This is a genomic window from Streptomyces sp. NPDC107528, assembly GCF_055639295.1.
Genome location: NZ_JBVKAV010000003.1, coordinates 265,431 through 286,111, shown reverse-complemented (window position 1 = coordinate 286,111; position 20,681 = coordinate 265,431). Strand labels below are relative to the sequence as shown.

17 protein-coding genes and 2 pseudogenes are annotated in these 20,681 nt (G+C 70.2%); 4 read left to right on the top strand and 15 right to left on the bottom strand.

The window, feature by feature from the left end; all coding sequences use genetic code 11:
- Positions 1-13: 13 nt before the first annotated feature.
- The 6 genes and pseudogenes from ACZ7L5_RS11115 to ACZ7L5_RS11090 form a co-directional block, all read right to left on the bottom strand.
- Positions 14-376 carry an STAS domain-containing protein gene (locus tag ACZ7L5_RS11115; RefSeq protein ID WP_328877695.1) on the bottom strand — a complete coding sequence of 121 codons (363 nt, stop codon included), beginning with the start codon at positions 374-376 and terminating at the stop codon, positions 14-16.
- Positions 373-1,644: a PP2C family protein-serine/threonine phosphatase gene (locus ACZ7L5_RS11110; protein WP_471516744.1), complete on the bottom strand. Its 1,272-nt coding sequence runs from the start codon at positions 1,642-1,644 to the stop codon at positions 373-375. Before ACZ7L5_RS11110 ends, ACZ7L5_RS11115 begins: the two co-directional genes overlap by 4 nt.
- The gene (locus ACZ7L5_RS11105) at positions 1,644-2,453 is read right to left on the bottom strand and encodes an alpha/beta fold hydrolase (RefSeq protein WP_471516285.1); all 810 of its coding nucleotides are present in this window, start codon (positions 2,451-2,453) and stop codon (positions 1,644-1,646) included. The genes ACZ7L5_RS11110 and ACZ7L5_RS11105 overlap by 1 nt, the downstream gene beginning before the upstream one ends.
- 133 nt (positions 2,454-2,586) lie before the next feature.
- Positions 2,587-3,018, bottom strand: a complete 432-nt coding sequence (locus ACZ7L5_RS11100; protein ID WP_328877693.1) for a hypothetical protein — start codon at positions 3,016-3,018, stop codon at positions 2,587-2,589.
- A gap of 40 nt (positions 3,019-3,058) precedes the next feature.
- A pseudogene (locus ACZ7L5_RS11095) lies at positions 3,059-3,190 on the bottom strand (sigma factor-like helix-turn-helix DNA-binding protein); the annotation flags it as partial.
- Positions 3,187-3,386: pseudogene (locus ACZ7L5_RS11090) on the bottom strand (RNA polymerase sigma factor SigF); the annotation flags it as partial. The pseudogenes ACZ7L5_RS11090 and ACZ7L5_RS11095, both read right to left, overlap by 4 nt.
- A gap of 248 nt (positions 3,387-3,634) precedes the next feature.
- On the opposite strand from ACZ7L5_RS11090, the gene ACZ7L5_RS11085 reads away from it, so the two are divergent.
- Complete coding sequence (locus ACZ7L5_RS11085; protein ID WP_471516283.1) at positions 3,635-4,867, top strand: phospholipase D-like domain-containing protein; 1,233 nt, start codon at positions 3,635-3,637, stop codon at positions 4,865-4,867.
- Positions 4,868-4,991: 124 nt separating this feature from the next.
- Positions 4,992-5,162, top strand: coding sequence for a hydrophobic protein (locus ACZ7L5_RS11080; protein WP_363036632.1), 171 nt, complete (start codon positions 4,992-4,994; stop codon positions 5,160-5,162).
- A 260-nt stretch (positions 5,163-5,422) separates the two neighbouring features.
- On the opposite strand, the gene ACZ7L5_RS11075 is transcribed toward ACZ7L5_RS11080, so the two are convergent.
- The 5 genes from ACZ7L5_RS11075 to ACZ7L5_RS11055 all read right to left on the bottom strand — a co-directional run bounded on the left by ACZ7L5_RS11075 (position 5,423) and on the right by ACZ7L5_RS11055 (position 13,370).
- Positions 5,423-6,358: a cyclase family protein gene (locus ACZ7L5_RS11075; RefSeq protein ID WP_471516281.1), complete on the bottom strand. Its 936-nt coding sequence runs from the start codon at positions 6,356-6,358 to the stop codon at positions 5,423-5,425.
- 49 nt (positions 6,359-6,407) lie between these two features.
- The gene (locus ACZ7L5_RS11070) at positions 6,408-7,571 is read right to left on the bottom strand and encodes a substrate-binding domain-containing protein (protein WP_471516279.1); all 1,164 of its coding nucleotides are present in this window, start codon (positions 7,569-7,571) and stop codon (positions 6,408-6,410) included.
- Between the two features lie 126 nt (positions 7,572-7,697).
- Positions 7,698-8,861 carry an ABC transporter permease gene (locus tag ACZ7L5_RS11065; protein ID WP_471516278.1) on the bottom strand — a complete coding sequence of 388 codons (1,164 nt, stop codon included), beginning with the start codon at positions 8,859-8,861 and terminating at the stop codon, positions 7,698-7,700.
- Positions 8,858-10,357, bottom strand: a complete 1,500-nt coding sequence (locus tag ACZ7L5_RS11060) for a sugar ABC transporter ATP-binding protein (RefSeq protein WP_471516276.1) — start codon at positions 10,355-10,357, stop codon at positions 8,858-8,860. The genes ACZ7L5_RS11065 and ACZ7L5_RS11060 overlap by 4 nt, the downstream gene beginning before the upstream one ends.
- Positions 10,358-10,511: 154 nt before the next feature.
- Complete coding sequence (locus ACZ7L5_RS11055) at positions 10,512-13,370, bottom strand: SpoIIE family protein phosphatase (RefSeq protein WP_471516743.1); 2,859 nt, start codon at positions 13,368-13,370, stop codon at positions 10,512-10,514.
- A gap of 532 nt (positions 13,371-13,902) precedes the next feature.
- On the opposite strand from ACZ7L5_RS11055, the gene ACZ7L5_RS11050 reads away from it, so the two are divergent.
- The gene (locus tag ACZ7L5_RS11050) at positions 13,903-14,472 is read left to right on the top strand and encodes an AAA family ATPase (RefSeq protein ID WP_471516274.1); all 570 of its coding nucleotides are present in this window, start codon (positions 13,903-13,905) and stop codon (positions 14,470-14,472) included.
- Between the two features lie 148 nt (positions 14,473-14,620).
- Positions 14,621-16,078, top strand: coding sequence for a DUF1996 domain-containing protein (locus ACZ7L5_RS11045; RefSeq protein ID WP_471516272.1), 1,458 nt, complete (start codon positions 14,621-14,623; stop codon positions 16,076-16,078).
- A gap of 12 nt (positions 16,079-16,090) precedes the next feature.
- On the opposite strand, the gene ACZ7L5_RS11040 is transcribed toward ACZ7L5_RS11045, so the two are convergent.
- The 4 genes from ACZ7L5_RS11040 to ACZ7L5_RS11025 all read right to left on the bottom strand — a co-directional run bounded on the left by ACZ7L5_RS11040 (position 16,091) and on the right by ACZ7L5_RS11025 (position 20,543).
- Positions 16,091-16,846 (bottom strand): sigma-70 family RNA polymerase sigma factor family protein, encoded by a 756-nt coding sequence (locus ACZ7L5_RS11040; protein ID WP_471516270.1) that lies wholly within the window; start codon positions 16,844-16,846, stop codon positions 16,091-16,093.
- A 41-nt stretch (positions 16,847-16,887) separates the two neighbouring features.
- The gene (locus ACZ7L5_RS11035) at positions 16,888-17,634 is read right to left on the bottom strand and encodes an SDR family oxidoreductase (protein ID WP_471516268.1); all 747 of its coding nucleotides are present in this window, start codon (positions 17,632-17,634) and stop codon (positions 16,888-16,890) included.
- Positions 17,635-17,737: 103 nt separating this feature from the next.
- Positions 17,738-19,438 carry an L-aspartate oxidase gene (locus ACZ7L5_RS11030; protein WP_471516742.1) on the bottom strand — a complete coding sequence of 567 codons (1,701 nt, stop codon included), beginning with the start codon at positions 19,436-19,438 and terminating at the stop codon, positions 17,738-17,740.
- Positions 19,439-19,643: 205 nt separating this feature from the next.
- Positions 19,644-20,543, bottom strand: coding sequence for an RNA polymerase sigma-70 factor (locus tag ACZ7L5_RS11025; RefSeq protein WP_471516266.1), 900 nt, complete (start codon positions 20,541-20,543; stop codon positions 19,644-19,646).
- Between the last annotated feature and the right edge of the window lie 138 nt (positions 20,544-20,681).

Sequence of the window (20,681 nt, the reverse complement as noted above, 5' to 3'; positions counted from 1 at the left end):
CACCCCTACTCGGTCAGGGGCGGGGTGCGGGGGGTGTCCAGGCTGCTTCGGCTGCCTGCGCGGTGGGATGGGTGGCGAAGACCTGGTCCAGACCGACCATGCTGAAGATACGGCTGATGGGGTGGGGGACTGCTGCCAGGACGATGCCGGCGTGCGCGGCGGCGGCGTGGTTGCGGGCGGCGATGAGGGCGGTGATGCCGCTGGAGTCGCAGAAGGTGATGCCGGTCAGGTCGATGACCAGTTGCCGGCCCGGCTCAAGAGTCAGGTGGGGCAGCAGGTCGCGCACCTGGGTGCAACTGTCGTAGTCGAGTTCGCCGTTCAGTTCCATGACGGGCCCGGCGGTGGTGGTTCGGGTGTGGATGGCGAGGTGGCTCACTGCTGCTCTTCACTGGTGAGTCGGGGCACGCTGATGGCCAGGACGGCGGTGTCGTCGTCGACGCCGGTGCCGAAGCTGTCGAGCAGGTCGCGGATCGCGGCGACGGTGGTGGCCGCGGTGGCGGGCGCAAGGGACTGGGCGAAGTCGAGGAGGGCTTCGTCGCCGTAGCGGTCGTCGTCCTTGTCCGAAGCGGTGTGGGCTTCGGTGAGGCCGTCCGTGTGGAGCAACAGGGTGTCACCCGCCTCCAGGTGGACGGTGGTGGTCGCGATGTGGGCGTCGGACAGCACACCGATGAGCTGTCCGCCGGGCGTGGGCAGATAACGGGCGCTGCCGTCCGCGCGCATCAGCAGTGCCGGGGGGTGGCCACCGGCGGCCAGGGTGATCCGGAAGCCGCCCTCATCGGTGTCGGGGGTGAGCAGTCCGAAGATCACGGTGCAGAACCGGGGGTCGGTGCCGTTGTATTCGTGGTTGAGGACGGTGTTGAGGTTGCTCAGGACGGCGGCCGGGTCCGGGTCGTAGACGGCGGCGGCGCGCAGGGTGTAGCGGGCCAGGGAGGTGACGGCGGCCGCGGCGGCGCCCTTGCCGCATACGTCGCCCAGGAACAGTCCCCACGTCCCGCCGGCGAGCGGGAAGAGGTCGTAGAAGTCGCCGCCGACCATGTCGGTGGAGGCGATGTGGTAGTACGCGGACACGTCCAGTCCGGGCACGCTCACCAGCGCCGGGGGCAGCAGGGTCTGCTGCAGGGTGGCGTTGAGGCGCTTGAGCTCTTCGCGTTCGTGTTCCGCCTGCTTGCGGGCGCGCAGCAGTTCCGTCTCGTAGGCCCGGCGGTCACGGGCGTCGAAGACGGTCGTGCGGATCAGCAGGGGCTCCCCGTCGGGGCCCGTCTTCACCGTCGAGGTGATCAGGACGGGCAGCCGGGAGCCGTCGGCTGCCTTCAGCTCCAGCGCGATGCCGCGGACCTGGCCCTGCATGCGCAGCAGCGGGGCGAAGTGCGTCTCGTGGTAAAGGCGGCCTCCCACGGTGAGCAGGTCGGAGAACGTTCTGCGGCCGACCAGGTCACCGCGGGCGTGACCGAGCCAGTCCAGCAGCGTCGTGTTGACCTTCGCGATGGTGCCGTCGAGCAGCGTGGAGAGGTAGCCGCACGGCGCATGCTCGTACAGATCCTCGGCGCTGTCTTCCAGCAGCGCGGAGAAGGCCGCGCGGTCGGCACCGTGCGGTTCCCCGGGCAGTGGAAGCTCACCGCTCGCTCCGTCGCCGGTCTTGCACATCATCGCGCGGCTTGGACGAAATCGATGATCGCGGCGGCCGTCTCCTCCGGTGCGGCGAGCTGGGGGCAGTGCCCGGTCGCGTTCAGGGTGACCAGCCGGCTCCCAAATATCCGGGACCGCACGAACGCCCCGACCTCCGGAGGCGCAATCGCGTCGTTGGAGCACTGCGCGACCAGGGTGGGAACGGTGACTTTGACGAGATCGTCGCGGTTGTCGGACAGAAACGTCACGCGGGCGAAGACGCGGGCGATCTCCGGGTCGGTCCGGCAGAAGCTGTTGGTCAGTTCCTCGCCCAGTTCCGGCCGGTCGGGATTCCCCATGATCACCGGAGCCATGGCGCCCGACCAGCCCAGATAGTTCGCTTCCAAGGAGCCGAGGAGTTCGTCGATGTCCTCGGCGCTGAACCCGCCGCGATATCCGGCGCCGGGATCGTCGATGAAACACGGCGACGGGGCGAGCAGCACCAGACCGGCGAATGCCTCCGGCTCGCGCGCCGCCGCCAGGACGCCCATCATCGCGCTCACCGAGTGCCCCACGAACGTCACCGGGCCGAGCGCCAGATCACGGCAGATCTCCAGCACGTCCTCGGTATAGCCGTCCAGCGTGGAATAGCGCTCCTCGCTCCACGCCGACAGATCGGACCGTCCGGCCCCCACATGGTCGAAGAGCACCACGGTGAAGTCGCGCTCCAGAAGCGGTACCACCAGCCGCCACATGTTCTGGTCGCACCCGAACCCGTGCGCCAGCATCACCACCGGCGCCCCGGTACGGCCGGACACCGTCACATGGTTTCTGCTGCGTACAGTCATGCGGCACATCCTCGCAGAGCGCTTCTTCCATCATCGCAGCGCCGAACGAGCCCCGCACAGGTCGCCGGCCCGTGATGGCGGGCGAGAGAAGAAGCCGGTGCAGCGCGTTGCCGATGGCGCTCGTCCTCGGCGGTTACTCGGGCCTGCCCAGGGACCAGCCGGATACATCCGCGAGCCGGCCGCGCCACAGGGGCATGACCACGGGACGGCCCGATGCGGCCGTTCCGGTGGCGTCACGCAGATGGATCCACTGCGGCAGCCGCTGCGCGACCCCGTTGCCCTGCTTGTCGGCGACTGCTTCGTCCACCTGCTCCGGGAACCGTTCCAGCAACTGGGCGCCGGGCCCGTCGACGCCGCGCAGGCTGCGCGCCCAGTCGGCGCGCCAACTCTCGTGGGAGACCAGGTCACCGTGGAGGAAGCAGCCCCCGACGACAAGGGTGATCGGCAGGGCGGCCTGCGCGTCCTGCCCGATCAGTCGTACCAGCATCTGCAGCTGCACGTCCGGCACCGGCTCGGTGACAACGGGCGCGGCGGGCTGACGCAGTGGATCGTGCTCGGCATTCACGCCAGGGCCTCTTTCGGTGGGGGCGAGCGGAGCAGGGAGGTCATGAGGGGAGGGGACCGATGCGCAGCTTGGTAAGGGTGCGGGTGAGCAGGCGGGAGATGTGCATGTGCGACAGACGCAGTTCGCGCCCGATCTCCGCCTGGGTCATCTCCTGGCCGAAGCGCATCCGAACTCGACCTCGCGGGAGAGGTCGAATCGGTTGACGGCCTTGATCAGGCCGATGGTGCCGACCGGATGATGTCCTCCGTGTCGCGGCTGCCCCGGTTCGCGTCCTTGGGAGTGACCTTGCCACCGTCCTCGATCCGCGGCAGGTCAGCTGTGACCTCCGGTGTGTTCGTGCTGCAGGCGGGTGCTTCGGGGACGTTCACGCAGGACCTCACGGTGCCGCCTTAGGTGGAAAGCAGGTTGGGCCTCTCCTGCCCGCCCCGGCTGCATGCATGTCCGCGCGGCCGCGCCCATTGCGTGCGGGGCCGGAAACGCACCGTACGGATGCCCGGCCCCCGCCGCCCGCGAGTCTCGGGTGAAATGCCTGGGGGTACAGTCTGCTCGCTGCGTCCCGCGCCGGACCGGGCAGCGTGGCTCCCCTGTCTCTTTCGGGCGCCGGCCAGGTGACGCCATGACCAGTACACAGGACCAGCCAGAGCTGACCGCCCCCGGCGCCGATGCGCAGGCAGAGGCTGCAGAGGCTTCGGTCCAGGAACGCACCACACGGATACGCCGCCGGCTGGAGCGGCTGATCGGCATCGCGGCGACGGAGGGCAACGCACTCACCGCTCTGCGTAACGGAGATGAGATCTTCCCCGCGATGCTGGCGGCCATCCGGTCTGCCGAGCACACCGTGGACATGATGACGTTCGTGTACTGGAAGGGGGACATCGCCCGGGAGTTCGCGCAGGCGCTGGCCGGCCGGGCCCGGTCGGGAGTGCGGGTGCGGCTGCTGCTGGACGGGTTCGGCAGCCGGCTGATCGAGAAGGATCTGCTGGAGGAGATGGAGCGGGCCGGGGTGCAGGTGGCCTGGTTCCGCAAGCCGCTGCTCCTGTCGCCTTTCAAGCAGAACCACCGCTGCCACCGCAAGGTCCTCGTCGTCGATGAACAGACGGCCTTCACCGGCGGGGTCGGCATCGCCGAGGAGTGGTGCGGCAACGCCCGCAACGAACACGAATGGCGCGACACCCACGTCGAGGTCCGCGGGCCGGCCGTGGACGGCATCGCCGCCGCGTTCGCCCAGAACTGGGCCGAAGGCCACCACGAACTCTTCGACGTGCGCGACCGGTTCGTACCGCACCGCCCGCAGGGCGGCGCGGTGGTGCAGGTGGTGCGCGGGTCGGCCAGCTTCGGCTGGCAGGACATGCAGACGCTGATCCGCGTGATGCTGGAGTCGGCCGAGGACCGCTTCAGGCTGGCCACCGCCTACTTCTCACCAGACGCCTACTTCGTCGACCTGCTGTGCGCCGCCGCCCGGCGGGGCGTCAAGGTGGAGATCCTCCTGCCGGGCCCGCACACCGACAAGCGGGTCTGCCAACTGGCCGGCCAGCACCACTACGACGCCCTCACCGCCTGCGGCGTGGAGATCCACCAGTACCAGCCGACGATGATGCACGCCAAAGTCGTCACCATCGACGGCATCGCCGCCCTGGTCGGCTCCACCAACTTCAACCGCCGCTCCCTCGACCACGACGAAGAGATCATGCTCGCCGTCCTGGACCAGGAGTTCACAGCCACCCTCGACAGCCACTTCGACGGAGACCTCAAGGCCGCCACGCTGATCCGTAAGGGCCGCTGGAAGCGGCGTTCCGTGCTGCAGCAAGCGCGTGAGGTCGCCGTCATGCCCATACGCCGCTTTCTGTAGCCACGCCGTGGATGCGGCTCGCTCGCAGCGCATCTGAGTTCCCTGGAATCGCGGAAACATGCGTTCACGCTGTGAGCGTGAAGGGGATTTGGCGGGGCACCTGAGTGTGCGGAGGTTGATATTCATGGTTCCCCTGCTTGTCGTTCTGCTTCTCGCGCTGATCCTTTTCGGCGCCGGTTTCGCCCTCAAGGCCCTGTGGTGGATCGCCGTCGTCGTCCTGGTGGTGTGGCTGCTCGGCTTCGTGGTCCGACCCGCCGGCCACGGTGGCCGCAAGGGTCGCTGGTACCGCTGGTAGGTAGACAGCACTGAACGCGAAGGGCCCCGCCGAAGATCGCCGGCGGGGCCCTTCGGTACGCCAAGCGGCGCACGCATCCACGAAATTCGACATCAGGCCAATGGGGACGCTTTTACAGGGCAGGAGTATCCGTGAGGCCGGAGCGGGCGGTGCTTCGCAGGGAACCTTGCGCCTCCAACACCTTCCGTTCCGGCCGCATTTGAGTTTCCGGGTCGCCTGCGGTCACGCTTGCGGACTGCACAGGGTCGGCGAAGTCGTTGTCACAGGACCGCGACAGGATTGACGGGGGAGCCCGTGCCGTGGGGGACGTTCAGGGGTGCCACGACGAGCAGGAACTCGTAACGCCCTTCCGTCGCGCACGCGGTGGACAGTGGCTCCAGGTCGAGGTTGTCCAGTAGCGGTACTCCCATGGCGGTGATGGCGAGGGCGTGTACGGGGGAGTGCAGCCCCTCGACCGGAGAGGGCCGAACGTCGCTGTCGCCGTCGCCACCGAGCAGTGAGATCCCGCGTTCGGCAAGCAGGGGCACGGCGTCCACATGGAGGCCGGCACTGGCGTGGTCCGGGTTCCAGGGGCCGAGTCGGGCGCGGCGCCGGAAGTGGCCGGAGCGCAGCAGGACCGCGTCACCCTCGCCGATCTGCACGCCGAGCGCGTTCTCGGCGGCGAGGACGTCGTCGGCGTGTACGGCGGTGCCGGGTTCGAGCCAGTCGGTGCCGAGGACGGCGGGCAGGTCGAGCAGGACGCCCCTGGTGACGAGGGGACCGAGGGAGGAGACCGCGCCGAAGTGGGCGCCGGCGGCGTCGACGACCTCGCGGGCGGTGCGGCCGTCATAGAGCTGCCCCCGATAGGCGATGTGGGAGAGCGCGTCGAGGTGGCTGACGCCCTTGCCGTGGTAGTCGACGGCGATGAAGTCCTTGTGGCAGGACGGCTCGGGCGCCTCCACGTCGCCGAGGTCGGACATGTGGAACAGCGCGGGCTTGCTGTTGTCCGGGCCGGGCACCGTGTTCCAGGGCAGGGCCATCGGCACCGTCGTACCGCTGCGGACGAGTGCGGTGGCACGGCGGACATGTGCGGGCGTGACCCGGTTCCACGCGCCACGGTCGGCGGGGGTCCAGTGCCCCCATGCGCGTACGGTCTCGAAGAGGGCGTCGAACTCCTCCCGTGAGACGTGGGGGCCGTTGTCCGCGGTGCTGGTCATGTGATGCTCCGTGCTCCAGGGGTCGCAGGGAGGCGAGGGCCGAACACGGCTACTTGCCCCAGATCTTCCGATACGCCTGCTGGTATCCCGAGGGATCCCACGTCGTGGCACCGTCGGTGTTGTCGGCCGTACTGATGTGGATGGGGGCCACATAGCCGCTCGCGGGACGGCCGGAGAAGGCCCGGTTGAACTCGTCGATGATCTGCCAGCCCTGGAGGGACAGCGGTTCGGGCACCGTCGCCGACTGGTACTGCTCGTTGTTGATGCGCTGGAAGGCCGAGGGGTCGCCGTCTCCGGCGCCGATGTTGTAGGGCGGGCCGGAACCCTTCTCGCCGGCCGCGCGCAAGGCCGGTGCGGCGTCGGCGAAGTAGAGGTCGTTGATGGCGACGGAGTGGGTCCACCTGTCCTGGAAGCGCGACAGGAGCGAGGAGACCTCCCGGGGCGTGCGGCTGCTCGCGTCCGGGATCGGGATGTTCTGGTACGACAGCAGCTGCACGCCCGAGCAGGTGGCGAGTTCCTTCCTGATCAGCTCCGACTTGTTCCGGGCGAAGGGGATGGAGGCATCGGTGAAGATCACGGCGCCCGCGTTGCCGTTGGATTGGGAGATCACCCATTGCGCGCTGATTCTGGCCACCTCCTCGACGTTCGTGGTGATGTTCGTGAAGAGCGGAGGGCGTCGGCTGGGGCCCGGGGCGGCGACCGCGTGCCAGCCGACGAGCGGAATGCGGGACGCGGCCGCCCGAGTCACCTGCTGCGAGGTCGCGTTGGGGTCGAAGCCGCCGATGACGATCCCCGCCGGCCTGAGGGCCCCCGCCTCGCTCATCGCCGCCTGGATGCCAGCCGGGGTGCCGCCGCCGTCGATCACCCGGACGTTCCAGCCGATGACGCCCGCGGCGTCCCGCACACCCTCGGCGGCGCCCGCCACTCCGGGGTTGGTCATGGTCTGGGCGACGTAGACGATGGTCCGGCCGGACACGGCCGTCGGGCCCGTGGTCGGCCCGTTCCAAGGGACGTCCGTCCGCCGCGCCCGATCGACGGCCGTCTGGGCCCTCGCGTGGGCCGTGGGACAGCCGTTCGGGCCGGAGGTGGGGTCATCCGGCACGTTTTCGGAGCCGCGTTCGCAGCCGGCCAGGACGGTTACCGCGGCAAGCAGGGCAGCGGCCACGGACGTGGCCCTGAGGGTGCCAGGGGTTGCCTTCGGTGTGCGGTGCACGGAAGCTCCTCGCGGAGGATGCGGGGACGAGGGCGGGTGAGGGGGTGTGCGGCTGGGGGCTGTTCTGCCCAGGGACGGGGATCGCGGGAATGTGGATCGCGGGCACGTGGATCACCAGGGCGTGGATCACGGGGCACCGTCGTTTGTGCCGCCGTCCCGCGTGCCGCCGTCCCGCGTGCCGCCGTCCCGCGTCGGGCCCGGCGCCGGCTCCGTCGGCACGTCGGGTGAATCGCGTGCCGTGGCGGCGCCGGTGCGCAGCCGGCGGCGCGCGGTGTAGCCCGCGAGGCCGACGGCCAGGAGGAGGGTGCCGCCGTGGAACAACGGGACGGTCCAGAAGTCGGCGCCCATCTGGCCGATGCCGGTGAGGCCGACGGCCAGGACGGCGACGGCCACGAGGGTGCCCAGGGCGTTGGGGCGGCCGGGCTTGATGGCTGTGGAGCCGAGCAGGGCGCCGACGAAGGCGGGCAGCAGATAGTCGAGGCCGACGCTCGGATTGCCGATCTGCTGCTGGGCCGCGAGCAGCACTCCGGCGAAGCCGACGAGCAGCCCCGACGTGGCGAAGGCGTACACCGTGTACTTCCGGATCGGGATGCCGAGGAGATCGGCGGCGCGCGGGTTCGACCCGACGACATACAAGTACCGGCCGAGCGGCAGCCGCTCCAGCACCAGCCACAGGACGGCTGTGATGGCGAGCACGTAGAACGCCGGGATCGGAAGGCCGAGGAATGTGGAGTTGTAGAGGTCGGTGAAGGCGGCCGGGAGACCCTGCGGGCCGGGGACGATCCGGCTGCCGTCGGTGATCCAGCCGGTCGCGGCGTACATCATGCTGCCGGTCCCGAGCGTGGCGATGAACGAGTCGATCCGGCCGAACTCGACGATGACACCGTTGAGGACGCCGACGACACCGCCTCCGACGATCACCGTGAGGCAGACCAGTGGCCAGGGCCATCCTTCATTGACGATGAGCTGCATCACCAGGACGTGCGCCAGGCCGAGGCCGTAGCCGATGGAGAGGTCGAAGGCGCCCGTCACGATCGGGACCATCGCGGCGAGCGCCAGCACCGCCGGGATCGACTGGGTGGACAGGATCGAGTCGACGGTGTCCCGGGTGGGGAAGGTGCGCGGCAGAGTGAGGGAGAAGATCAGGAAGAGGAGGGCGGTGAGGGCCAGGAGGCCGTAGGCGCCGACGAGGTGTCCGCCCCGGCCACCGCGCAGCCGGGCCGTCGGGCTCGGGCCGTCCCGGCGGCCGGGTCGGCTCCGCGGTCCCGGCGAGGAGGGCGAGGCGCTCACCGGTTCGTGGCCGTGTCGGCGGGCGGCATGGCCGAAGCGGCCCGGGTGAGCCCGGTGACGGTGAGGGACGGGCCGCTCAGCTCCGCCGTCACGGATCCGCGTACGAAGACCAGCGCGCGCCGGCACACGCCCGCGACCTCCTCGAAGTCGGTGGAGACCAGGAGGACCGCGAGGCCGGCTGCCAGCGCCTCGTCGAGCAGACGGTGGATCGCGGCCTTGGCGCCGACGTCCACGCTCGCCGTCGGCTCCTCCAGGACGAGCAGACGCAGCCCCACCCGGAGCCACCGTCCGATCATGACCTTCTGCTGATTGCCGCCGGACAGGGTGGCGATGGCGGCCTCGCTGTCGCGGGGACGCACCGAGAACCGTTCGATCAGGCCGGCGGCCTCGTGGCGTTCCCGGCGCGGACCGATCCAGTGCGGCGCAGGCAGGCCGCCCGCGCGAGGGTTGGCCAAGAGGTTCTCCCGTACGGTCAACTCGGGGAGGCACCCTTCGACCTGTCTGTCGCCGGGTACGAGGGCGACGCCGAGCCGGACGGCGTCGCCGACCGAGCGCGGACGGTACGGCCGGCCGCCGAGCAGGGCCCGTCCGGCGAGCAGAGGCCGGGCACCCGCGACGGCTCGGCCCAGGTCCATGTGTCCGGCGCCCGTGAGACCGACCAGGCCCAGGACTTCGCCGGCCCTGAGTTCCAGCCCGACCGGTCCCGCACCGGTGGTCCGTACGCCGTCAAGGGTCAGGACCGCTGGAGCGCTGCCCGGCGCCGGGGCGGGAAGGTGGTCGGCCGGTGCCTCGCCGGTGATGTCGTACACGAGGCGGGCGGGGCTGTGACCCGCCAGCGGACCCTGGCTGACCAGCCGGCCGTCGCGCAGGACGGCGAAGGTGTCGGCGACCTCGTACACCTCGTCCAGGCGGTGGGTGACGTAGAGGATGCCGTGCCCACGGTCGCGCAGGGTGTGCAGGACGCGGAACAGCCGGGCGCAGTCCGCGGCGGGCAGGCGCGCGGTCGGCTCGTCGAGGACGATGAGCCTCGCCCGCGCCGCGAGGGCCCGTGCGATGGCGACCAGTGAACGCTCCGCCGGGGCGAGCAGTCCGACCGGTACGTCCGGGTCGAGGTGCCCCGCGACGGTCCGCAGGGCCTCGGCACAGCGCTCTCGGGTCCGAGGCCAGGAGATCAGCCCGGCGCGGCGGGGATACCCGGTGCTCAGGGCGATGTTCTCGGCGACGGTCATCCACTCCACCAGACCCAGGTCCTGGTGGATGAAGGACATGGCGCGGGAGGCGTCGTGACTCCCGAGCGGCAGCCCGTCCACCGTGACCTGCCCGGCGTCGGCGTGATGGACGCCGGCCAGCACCTTGATCAGGGTGGACTTACCGGCTCCGTTGGGGCCGAGGAGGGCGAGGACGCTGCCGGCGTGGACGTCGAGGTCGACTCCGGCCAGCGCGACGGTCCCGCCGAAACGCTTGGCGAGCCCACGGACACGGACCAGAGGTTCCACGGACAACTCCGGTGGTCGGCCTGGCGGGTTCCTCCCGACTTCAGGAGCGATACTAATGGGACGTATATCTAAATTGCGGATATTTGCCCATCCTCGCTACCCCTCGCTACCCCTTGCTACCCCGTGTGATCCCTCGTGGATCAATCGGCCCGCCTCACGCGCCGTGCAGCTCGCACTCGGCCCAGATGACCTTGCCATCCGGCGTATAGCGCGTTCCCCAGCTCTGTGCCAGCTGCGCGACCAGGAAGAGCCCTCGGCCGCCCTCGTCGGTGGTCGCGGCGCGGCGCAGGTGGGGAGCGGTGTCGCTGGCGTCGGAGACCTCGCAGATCAGGGTGCGGTCGTGGAGCAGCCGGACCCGGATCGGTCCGGCGGCGTGGCGGATGGCGTTGGTGACGAGCTCGCTGAGCAGCAGCTCCGCGGCGAACGCGGCCTCGTCGAGCCCCCAATCGGCCAGCTGGCGCGTCGTCGAGGCGCGGACCTCGCTGACGACGGCCGGGTCGGCGGGCACGTCCCAGGCGGCGATCCGATGCGGTTCGAGGGCGTGGGTGCGGGCGACGAGCAGGGCGATGTCGTCGTAGGGGTGGGCGGGCGCGACGGTGTCCAGGACGACCTGACAGATCTCCTCGGGTGTGCGCGTCGAGTGGGCCAGGGTGTCGCGCAGCTGGTCGAGCACCGCGTCGACGTCCCGTTTGCGGTCCTCGATGAGTCCGTCGGTGTAGAGGATCAGGCGGCTGTCCTCGGGCATGTCTATGTCGGCGGCCTCGAAGGGCAGACCTCCGAGGCCCAGCGGAGGACCTGCGGGCAGCTCAGGGAACGACACCGTCCCGTCGGGGTGGACCAGCGCGGGCGGGGGATGGCCGGCCCGGGCCATGGTGCACCGCTGCGAGGTCGGGTCGTAGACGGCGTACAGACAGGTCGCGCCGATGATGCCGGCGCCGTCGGAGGCCGGGTCCTCCCGGTCCAGACGGCTCACGAGGTTGTCCAGGTGGACGAAAACCTCGTCCGGTGGGAAGTCGAGCTCGGCGAAGCTGCGTGCGGCGGTGCGCAGTCGTCCCATGGTGGCGGCCGAGAGCATGCCGTGGCCGACGACGTCGCCGACGAAGAGGCCGATGCGCGTACCGGAGAGCGGGATGACGTCGTACCAGTCCCCGCCGACGTCGGACTTGGCGGGCAGGTAGCGATGGGCGACGTCGACGGCGCTGTGGTCGGGCAGGCCGTGCGGGAGCAGGCTGCGCTGGAGAGCAAGGGCCATGGTCCGTTCGCGGGTGTAGCACCGGGCGTTGTCGAGGGACAGCGCCGCGCGGACGGCGAGTTCCTGGGCCAGTGAGCGGTCGTCGTCCTCGAAGGGGGCGGAGTCCTGCGCGCGGTAGAAACTCACGATGCCCAGGACGACGCCCCGCGCGACCAGGGGAACGGCGATGAGGGAGTGCACGTGGCGCAGCAGTCGTGCGGTGTGCTCGGGGTCCTGTGCGAGCCAGCCCGCGGCGGCGTTCAGGTCGGGCTCCAGCACGGCCTGTCCGTCCGTCAGTGATCGCAGCTGGGGCGTGGTCGGGCTGTACTCGACCGTCTGGCCGACCGACCTGAAGGGACAGTCGTCGCGGATGCCGTGGACCACCGCGCGGTGCAGGACGTCCAGGGGAGTGGCGGCCTCCTCGCCGCGCAGGACGGCCTCGGGCAGGTCGATGGTGACGAAGTCGGCCAGTCGCGGCACCGCCGTCTCGGCGAGCTCCTGGGCGGTACGGCGCACGTCCAGGGTGCTGCCGATGCGCGTGCCGGCCTCCGACAGCAGCTCCAGGCGGCGCCGGGCGGCCAGGGCGTACGTCCCCACCTGCGGTTCCCCCACCAGTACGAGCCCTCTGGGCGGGGGCGGGGAGGAGTGGTGATCGCCCCCCGTGCCGTCGAGGCCGGCGGTTGTGATGCCCGCGGCCCCCGGGGCGCTCCAGCCGGGGGTCGCGTCGGGAGGGTGCCCGGTCGGCGGTACGGCGGAAGGATCCCCGAGCGCGGCAACGACGGCGACGGTCCCGGACAGTGGCGGCGCAGCGGCGGCAGGCAGGGTGGACAAGCCCGGCGGCTCGTCGAACTGGTGCGGGATGGCGTCGGCCCCGAGTGGCGCGGGACCGGGCAGAACGGCCTCGATGGCGAAGCCCTCCACTCCGGACGCGCTCGTCATCGGACGGCTCACCAGCGTGATCGACCGTCCGTCGGGCAGGGCCACGTCGACGGCGGCCCGCTGGGCGCGGGAGATCAGCTCGGCGGCCTTCTCCAGGAGGATCGCCCGGTCGCCGGGGCGCAGCTCCAAGGCCAGCTCGTCCACAGCGACGCTGTGGTGAAGTCCGGAGACGGCCTGCGCTCCGGCGGCCAGGTACGCCCGCAGCAGATCGCGCTCCCGCGTGGAGTTCTGCCGCAGCAGCCGCCGCTCGATGGCCTCGGCAGCCTTGCGTATCACGTGGTCCAGCGACGGGTCCTCGGCGCTGCGCGGATAGCCCAGGCACAGCACGCCCTCGATGCGCCCGTTCAGCGGATCGCGCACGGGAAGCGCGCGGCAGGCGCTGCCCTGGGAGCGCTCGGCGAAGTGCTCGGCACCGTAGACCCGGATAAGTTGCCGCTCTGCCAGGGCGAGACCGATTCCGTTGGTACCGGCGAACCGCTCGGCGAACACGAACCCCGGGACGCTCTGGATCGCAGGCAGGCTCCTGGCCAGCGACATCCTGCCGAAACGGCGCAGCAGAACCGTCCCGTTCGCGTCGGCGACGGAGATGTTCATCTCGCTGCCGTCGAACCTGGACCGCAACCGGTCCAGCACCGGCACGGCGGCACGGACGATCCGGCCGTCGGGCTCGAAGTCCTCCCGGAACGGCAGCTCGGACTGGTTCGGCGACAGGCCGAGGGCCCGGGAACGCTGCCAGGAACTCAAGATCGCGGGCCGAACACCCGCCGCGACCGACTCACCCTGCAGAAACCGCTCGCGAAAGTCGGCGGGTCCTGTGCCGCCTGCCGCACGTCCCGTCAGCATCGGTTCGTCGTCGGACCGAACCACGCCTCGCCTCACTCCGCGTCTACGACCATGCGCTCATCGGAAGAATCTGGCATTGATGAGGATACGGGCATTGTGGACACGAGTCACGGCGCGCAAGTCTGTGCTTGCGTGGCCCGCACCAAGGTGCGGAAGAACGACACCGCTGAGAACACCGTCGCGACGCCGCGGAGTAACTGAGATCCGTCGCGGTGAACGCGGCAGGCACCAGACGCAACCACGTCGTGCCCCGTTCGCCCGGATCATCGTGCAGGTAGTGCACGAACGCGCGTCCCACAGAGATCGCACTCGTCCACGACGAGAGCGACGTTCGGGTCACCCTTCACGCGGTCGAACAACCGGGCCCATGGGCCTGTCAGGATCCAGAAGGCTCCCTCTTCCCAGAGGAACCAGACAGGACGTACCGTGGGCCCGCTCGTCGCGATCCGAGCCGGACGGCACCTGGTCCCTGGGTCCGAGCGGGAGTCACATTCGAAAGCGGTGTGCCGGCCGAACCTGGCACGGTGGCGACATGAACGCGCCGCCCCTCAACCGGACGTGCCCTCACCGCGGACAGGTCGTCGTCCTGACCGGGCCGCCCGGCGCCGGCAAGAGCACGGTGGCGCAACTGCTGGCCGATCACCTGACTCCCAGCGTCCACCTGCACAGCGACGACTTCTGGCGCTGGATCAAGCAGGGCCGGATCGAGCCCTACCTGCCCCAAGCCCATCGACAGAACCAGGTGGTCCTGCGGGTGCTGGCGTCGGCGGCCTTCGGTTACGCCGACGGCGGTTACCAGGTGATCTGCGACGGGATCGTCGGCCCCTGGTTCATCGATCTCTTCCGCGTGACGGCCCGGGAGCGGGCCCTGCCGCTGAGCTACGTCATCCTTCGGCCGGACCCACACATCACACTCGAACGGGCAACGAGCCGGCTCGGCGACGCCTTGACCGACCCCGAGCCGATTCGCTCGCTGCACGACCAGTTCAGCGACCTGGGCGCCTATGAGGCCCACGTCCTGGACTCCACCAACCTGACCGCGGAGGCGACCGCCAACAGCGTCCTGCAAGGCCTTGCGAGGGGCGCCTACCTCAGCTCCTGACCATGGCCGGCGTGGTCGACACCACCGTTGCCGGCCTGCTGTGCCCGAGTTCTTACGAGAAACTGACGCGACAACCGAACTCCTCCTTCACATCAGCCCCATGGACAACTCTGGTGATGGTCCCACCACGAGAGTTCGGAGAAGGTCCATGCGGCGCAACGCGCGAAAACGAACGAAGAGCACGAGCGGCAAGGTCATTGCCGCCCTGGCGGCCCTCACGCTCGGAGGGGGTGGGCTGGTGGTCGTGAACGTGTATGCCTCCGCCCATGAGACGTCCGGCGGCAACACCGTCAAACGGTCTTCCGAGGGCGGCGCGGGCCAGGCCGTGGCCCCGCAGGCCTCGACCATCGACTGCCCCGACGTCGGCAGCCGGCTGGAGCAGACCCCGGCCGGGGCCAGGGCTCAGGTCGACAAGGAACTCGCCCTGCTGGACAGCCAGATCTCCGAGGCGTACCAGAAGCTGCGGAATTCGGGCCGGGCGATGGCGCAGGACAGCGGCTTCGCGAACAACGCCGTCCTCGGCCCCCTCAAGGACAAGCGGACCGCGACGATCGAGCGGATCGCCACCGCCATCGACAGGGTGGGGGACAGGCCGCAGGGCCTTGAGCCACTGGCCGCCTGCACGTTGCGCGGGTCCGACAGCGGCCAGGAGCAGGGACAGGGCGAGCCTGGTGCCGGCGGACAGCAAGGGAACGGCCCCGTCGCCGCCGACTTCGTCGACATCACCAAGGTCCGGCCCAACGCGACAGCGCCCCGCAAGGCGCGCAACGCGTCCCGGGGAACCTTCACCACCCAGTGCGGTGTGAACGAGAACAAGCTCTACAACTCCGACAACGTCATCGTCGCGCCCGGTGTGGACAACGGTGCTCATCACACCCACGACTACGTCGGCAACCAGGCCAACGACGCGTTCGCCGACAACCAGGACTTCGCGAACGGCGAGACGACCTGCCGGAACCAGGGCGACAAGTCGTCGTACTACTGGCCCGTCCTCCGGCTGCAGGACGGCACCGAGGAGTTCGACGCCGGGCAACAGGGCGGCGGCGCCGAGGGCAACACCGGCAGGATCCTCACCGCGTCGCAGGTGACCCTGGACTACGTGGGGAACGCGCGGGGCAAGGTGGTGGCCATGCCCAAGTTCCTGCGGATCATCACCGGTGACGCCAAGGCGTTCACCAACGGCACCGCGAACGCCAACGCGGCGTGGAGCTGCACCGGCTTCGAGAACCGTCAGCTGACGGACAAGTACCCGATCTGTCCCGAGGGCAGCCGCCTGGTCCGGACGTCGAAGTTCCAGAGCTGCTGGGACGGCCGGAACGTGGACAGCGCCAACCACCGCACCCACGTCGCCTACGCCGATCCGCGCACCGGCGCCTGCCCGAGCGGCTTCCGGGCCATTCCGCAGCTCGTGCAACGCCTGGTCTACGACGTGGACGCGCCCAGCCTGAACGACAACGGTGGCTCCAGCCCGTTCTACGCGGTGGACGGTTTCCCCGAGCAGATGCACAAGCCGGTCACGGACCACGGCGACTTCGTCAACGTCTTCGACGAGCGGCTGATGAACAAGATGGTCCGGTGCATCAACACCGCCCGGCAGTGCCGGTGATGCGGACGGCCGTTACGTGCGGGGTGAGGGGCGGTTCCAGGTGCGGAGCTTGTCGGGGTTGAGGGTGCCCCACACCTGGACGACGTGAGGCCCGGCGACGTCGAGGCTGATGACGGCGGCGACGTGAGGGCCGTAGCGCACCACCAGACCGGTCCGTCCGTTGACGGGGCCGGGGCACAAGGTGGTTCGTGGATGTCGGGCCAGCAGGGTCAGCAGGGTGCGGGCCACGTGGGTATTGCCGTGTACCGGATTGATCAGCGTCCGCACCTTGCCGCCGCCGTCGAAGAAGGCCGTGGCATCGGCCGCGAGGAGAGACGTCAGGAGTCCTTCGTCGTGCGTCACGCAGGCCAGATGCACCGCACGCGCCACCGTGTCGTGCTGCCGGGCCGGCGTGGGACGCGCGTGCCGGGCCCGCAGACTGTGCCTGGCCAGGGCGGCCGGTTCGGCACCCTGCGGTTCGGCACCACGCGACCCGGCACCACGCGATTCGGTCCGGCGCACGAGGTGGGCCACCGCGCCGGCCCTGTCCGGTTCGGGCAGGGCCGGCCACGTCAGGCAGATACTCCCGGCGACGCCCGCCAGCCACGACCGCGGCGCCGCGATCCGTGCCCGGGCCTGCTCCGGCAGCTCGAACCACCGTCGGTAGGTCTCGTCGATGACGCTCTCCGCCGCACGGCTGCTCCCGAGCATCCAGTACGCGAGATGCAGCAGATGCCGCCGTTCGTCGAGCAACTCCGCGATCGGGACCGCGTCATCCATACCCGCCATACGGCATCTCCCGGGCAGGGGCCACGTAGCAGGAGCAGGACCTACTGCTGCTTCGCGAGCCAGTCGGACAGCCTGGTCCCGGTGAGGTGCGCGTCCGGACCCGGCAGGAGCGTGGTTTCCTCCAACTCGGCGCCCGAGTAAGGGGCGTGCGGGTCGGTGACGACCGTGCGGGGGTCGTTCTGGGCGGCGAGCGTCTCGCGGATGAGCTCGTCGAGCTGGAACACGTCGGGGCCCGCGATCTCCACCGTGCCGTTGACGGGATCGCCGACCGCGGTACGGCCGACGGCCGCTGCCACGTCGTCGGAGTAGATCGGCTGGAACTTGGCGGGGGCCAGCCGCACCGTGTCGCCCTCGGTCGAGATGTCCGCAATCCCCTTGATGAACTCGAAGAACTGGGTGGCGTGGACGAGGGAGTAGGGCATGCCGGACGCCTTGATCAGCTCTTCCTGGGCCTGCTTGGCCCGGAAGTACCCGCTCTCCTGGAGGCGGTCGGTGCCGACCACGGACAGGGCGACATGATGCGTCACGCCGGCCTCGGCCTCCGCGTTGAGCAGGTTTTCCGTGGAGGTGCGGAAGAACTTCATGACGGCGTCGTCCTCCCACGAAGGGGAGTTGGACACGTCGACCACGACCGACGCGTCCTTCAGGACCTCGGCGAGACCCTCGCCCGTCAGCGTGTTGACACCGGTGTTCGGCGCGGCTGCGACCGCCTCGTGCCCGTGCTCCTCGAGCTTGCCGACGAGCTTCGAGCCGATGAGCCCGGTTCCACCGATCACTACGACCTTCATGGTGCTTTCCTCTCGGAGAATTTCTTGGTCTGCACGGGATTGGTCTGCACTGGAAGTGACAGAGCAGGGGTCCTGCTTGTGACAGCAGCGCTCACCCGGCGGCTCATTCGGCGAGCTTGCCGTCGGTCGAGACCTCCTCCATCAGCGACGAGATCTCGTCGGAGACGCCCGGGATGCTCTCGCGGGTGACACCGGTCGTCGGGGACCACACGAGATTGACCTGCAGAGCGGGGTCGAGGTCGGGGTGGTCGCTGCGGTTGTGACAGCCGCGGGTCTCGCGTCGCTCCAGCGCCGCTTCGAGGGTGGCCCGGGCCGCCAGGGCGGCGGACTTGAGATCGAAGGCGTGCGCGAGGTCCTGATAACCGGCGATGTCGGGGTGTACGCCGACGTCCTCCATCCGCTTCTCGATCAGGGCGAGTTCCGTCAGCCCCGCGCGCAGGCCCTCCTCATCGCGTACGACCCCTGCGTGCTCGGTCATGGTGTTGCGGATGGCGCGTTGCAGGGCACGTACGTTCTCCGCCCCGTCCGCCGCGAGCAGGCTGTCGACCTCCGCGCGGGCCTCGGCGACGGCCGACGCCGACCGGCGCTGTGCGGTCAGCGACTGCGAGTACGCGGCGGCGGCCCGCCCCGTGACACGGCCGAAGACCAGCAGTTCGATGAGACTGTTGCCGCCGAGGCGGTTGGCGCCGTGCAGCCCGCTGGACGCCTCCCCGATGGCGTACAGGCCCCGCACATCGGTGCTGTGGTCCTCTGGACGCACCCACACGCCGCCCATCGAGTAGTGCGCGGTGGGCGCGATCTCGATCGGCTCGCGGGTGATGTCCAGCATCTGGAGGTCGAGCATCGTCTGGTAGACGCGGGGGAGCCGCGTCATGATCGTCTGCCGCGGCAGATGGGAGACGTCGAGCCACACACCGCCCTTGGGGGTGCCCCGCCCTTCCTTGATCTCCGTGTAGGAGGCCAGGGCCACGCGGTCGCGGGTGGACAGCTCCATCCGGTCGGGGTCGTAGCGGGCCATGAACCGCTCCCCGAGGGCGTTGCGCAGGATCCCGCCCTCGCCCCGGGCGGCCTCGCTGACCAGGGTGCCGGCCGCGTTCTCCGGTTCGATGATCCCGGAGGGGTGGAACTGGACCAGCTCCGGGTCGCGCAGGCGGGCTCCGGCCTCCACGGCCAGACGGAACGAGTCCCCCGTGTTCTCGTCGCGCCGCGAGGACGTGCGCCGCCAGATCCGGGTGTGGCCGCCGGCGGCGAGGATGACGGCGTCGGCGTGGATCACGTAGCGCCGTCCGGTCGCGAGGTCGAAGCCGTACGCACCGAAGACGGCACCCTCATGCACCAGCAGCCGGGTGATGTAGACGCCGTCGAGCACGGGGATCTTGAGCTGCTCGGCGCGGCGGACCAGGGTGCGCTGGATCTCCAGTCCGGTGTAGTCGCCGGCGAAGGCGGTGCGCCGGAACTTGTGCGCGCCGAAGAACCGCTGCGAGATACGGCCGTCCTCCTCCCGGGCGAACGCCATGCCGAAGCGCTCCAGGTCGTCGATGCCCCGGGCGGCGCCCTGGGTGACGATCTCCACGGTGCGGGGGTCGGCGAGCAGATAGCTCTCCTTGATGGTGTCCGCCGCGTGCTGTTGCCAGCTGTCCTCGGGATCCATGGTGGCCAGCGCCGCGTTGATGCCGCCGGCGGCGAGTGCCGTATGGGCGTCCTCCTTGGGGCGTTTGCCTACGGCGAGGACGTCGACGCCGGCCTCGGCCAGCTCGATCGCCGCCCGCAGGCCCGCACCTCCGGTGCCGATCACCAGCACCATGGTGGAAAGACGTTGTTCGGTGACTGCCACGGTCTTCTCCGATCAGGGGGCGTCACTCACTACGACCGAGCAGTGGTTGGAACTGTGACAGCACTCGGTAGGAGAGACGCACGCGCGGAGCAGAACTCCAGTGTGCTGGGCACCGGCGTTCCGTGCCACGCCATCCCCGCGCCGGACAGCGGCGAGTCGGCCGTCAGGAGCGGCCTCAGCCGGCCAGCGAAGCCACGTAAGGGGCCAGCTTGGCCGGGTTCAGGACCCACATGATGCGTTCGATGCCGCGCGCCGAGATGTCGACGCATAGCAGCGCCTTCGCGGTGCCGTCGGCCGAGACGACGAGGACGGCCGGCCTGCCGTTGGCCTCGACCCAGCGCACGTCCGTCGAGGGCCAGAACCGTGGGGCGAAGGCGGCGAGGTACTTGGAGACGTGCTCGAGCCCGACGACCGGGATCCTGGACGCCCCGCGCATGCCGCCACCGTCGGAGTAACTGACCACGTCCTGTGTGAGGACCTCCTCCAGCACCGACAGACTGCCGGTCCGGGCCGCCGAGAGAAATGCTTCCAGAAGGCGCCGGTGAGCGGTGGAGCTGACCGGCTCCCTGCGCTCCGCCGCCAGGTGTTTCCTCGCGCGGCTCACCAGCTGGCGGGTGTTGGCCTCGCTGGACTCCAGGATGTCCGCGATCCGCTTGTAGGGGTAGGCGAAGGCCTCCCGCAGCACGTAGGCGGCCCGCTCCACGGGATTGAGCTTTTCGAGGAGCAGCAGCACCGCCATGTCGACGGCCTCGGCCCGCTCCGCCCCCACCTGCGGATCCGCCCGGGTGTCGACCGGCTCCGGGAGCCAGGGACCGACGTACGACTCACGCCGCATCCTCGCCGACTGGGCGAGGTTGATCGCCAGCCGGGTCGTGACGGTCGTCAGGAACGCGGTCGGTTCCCGGATGTCGGTGCGGTCGGTCTTCTGCCACCGCAGCCACGTCTCCTGGACGATGTCCTCGGCCTCCACGGCGCTGCCGAGCACGCGGTAGGCGATGCCGAAGAGCTGGGGGCGCGCCGCCGTGAACTGCTGTGCGGCCTGGTCGAGGGGGGCTGCGTCATCCTCGGCGGGCATGGATTCCTCCAGTCCTGGACGACCAGGCTACAAGCGGGCACGACAGGGTGCGCGCCGCCGGGAGCCGCCTTCCCGGGACGTCCGTCGCAGCTGCCCGGTCCCGGGCGGTCGGCGGGGCCGTGGCAGGCGTTGGTAGCG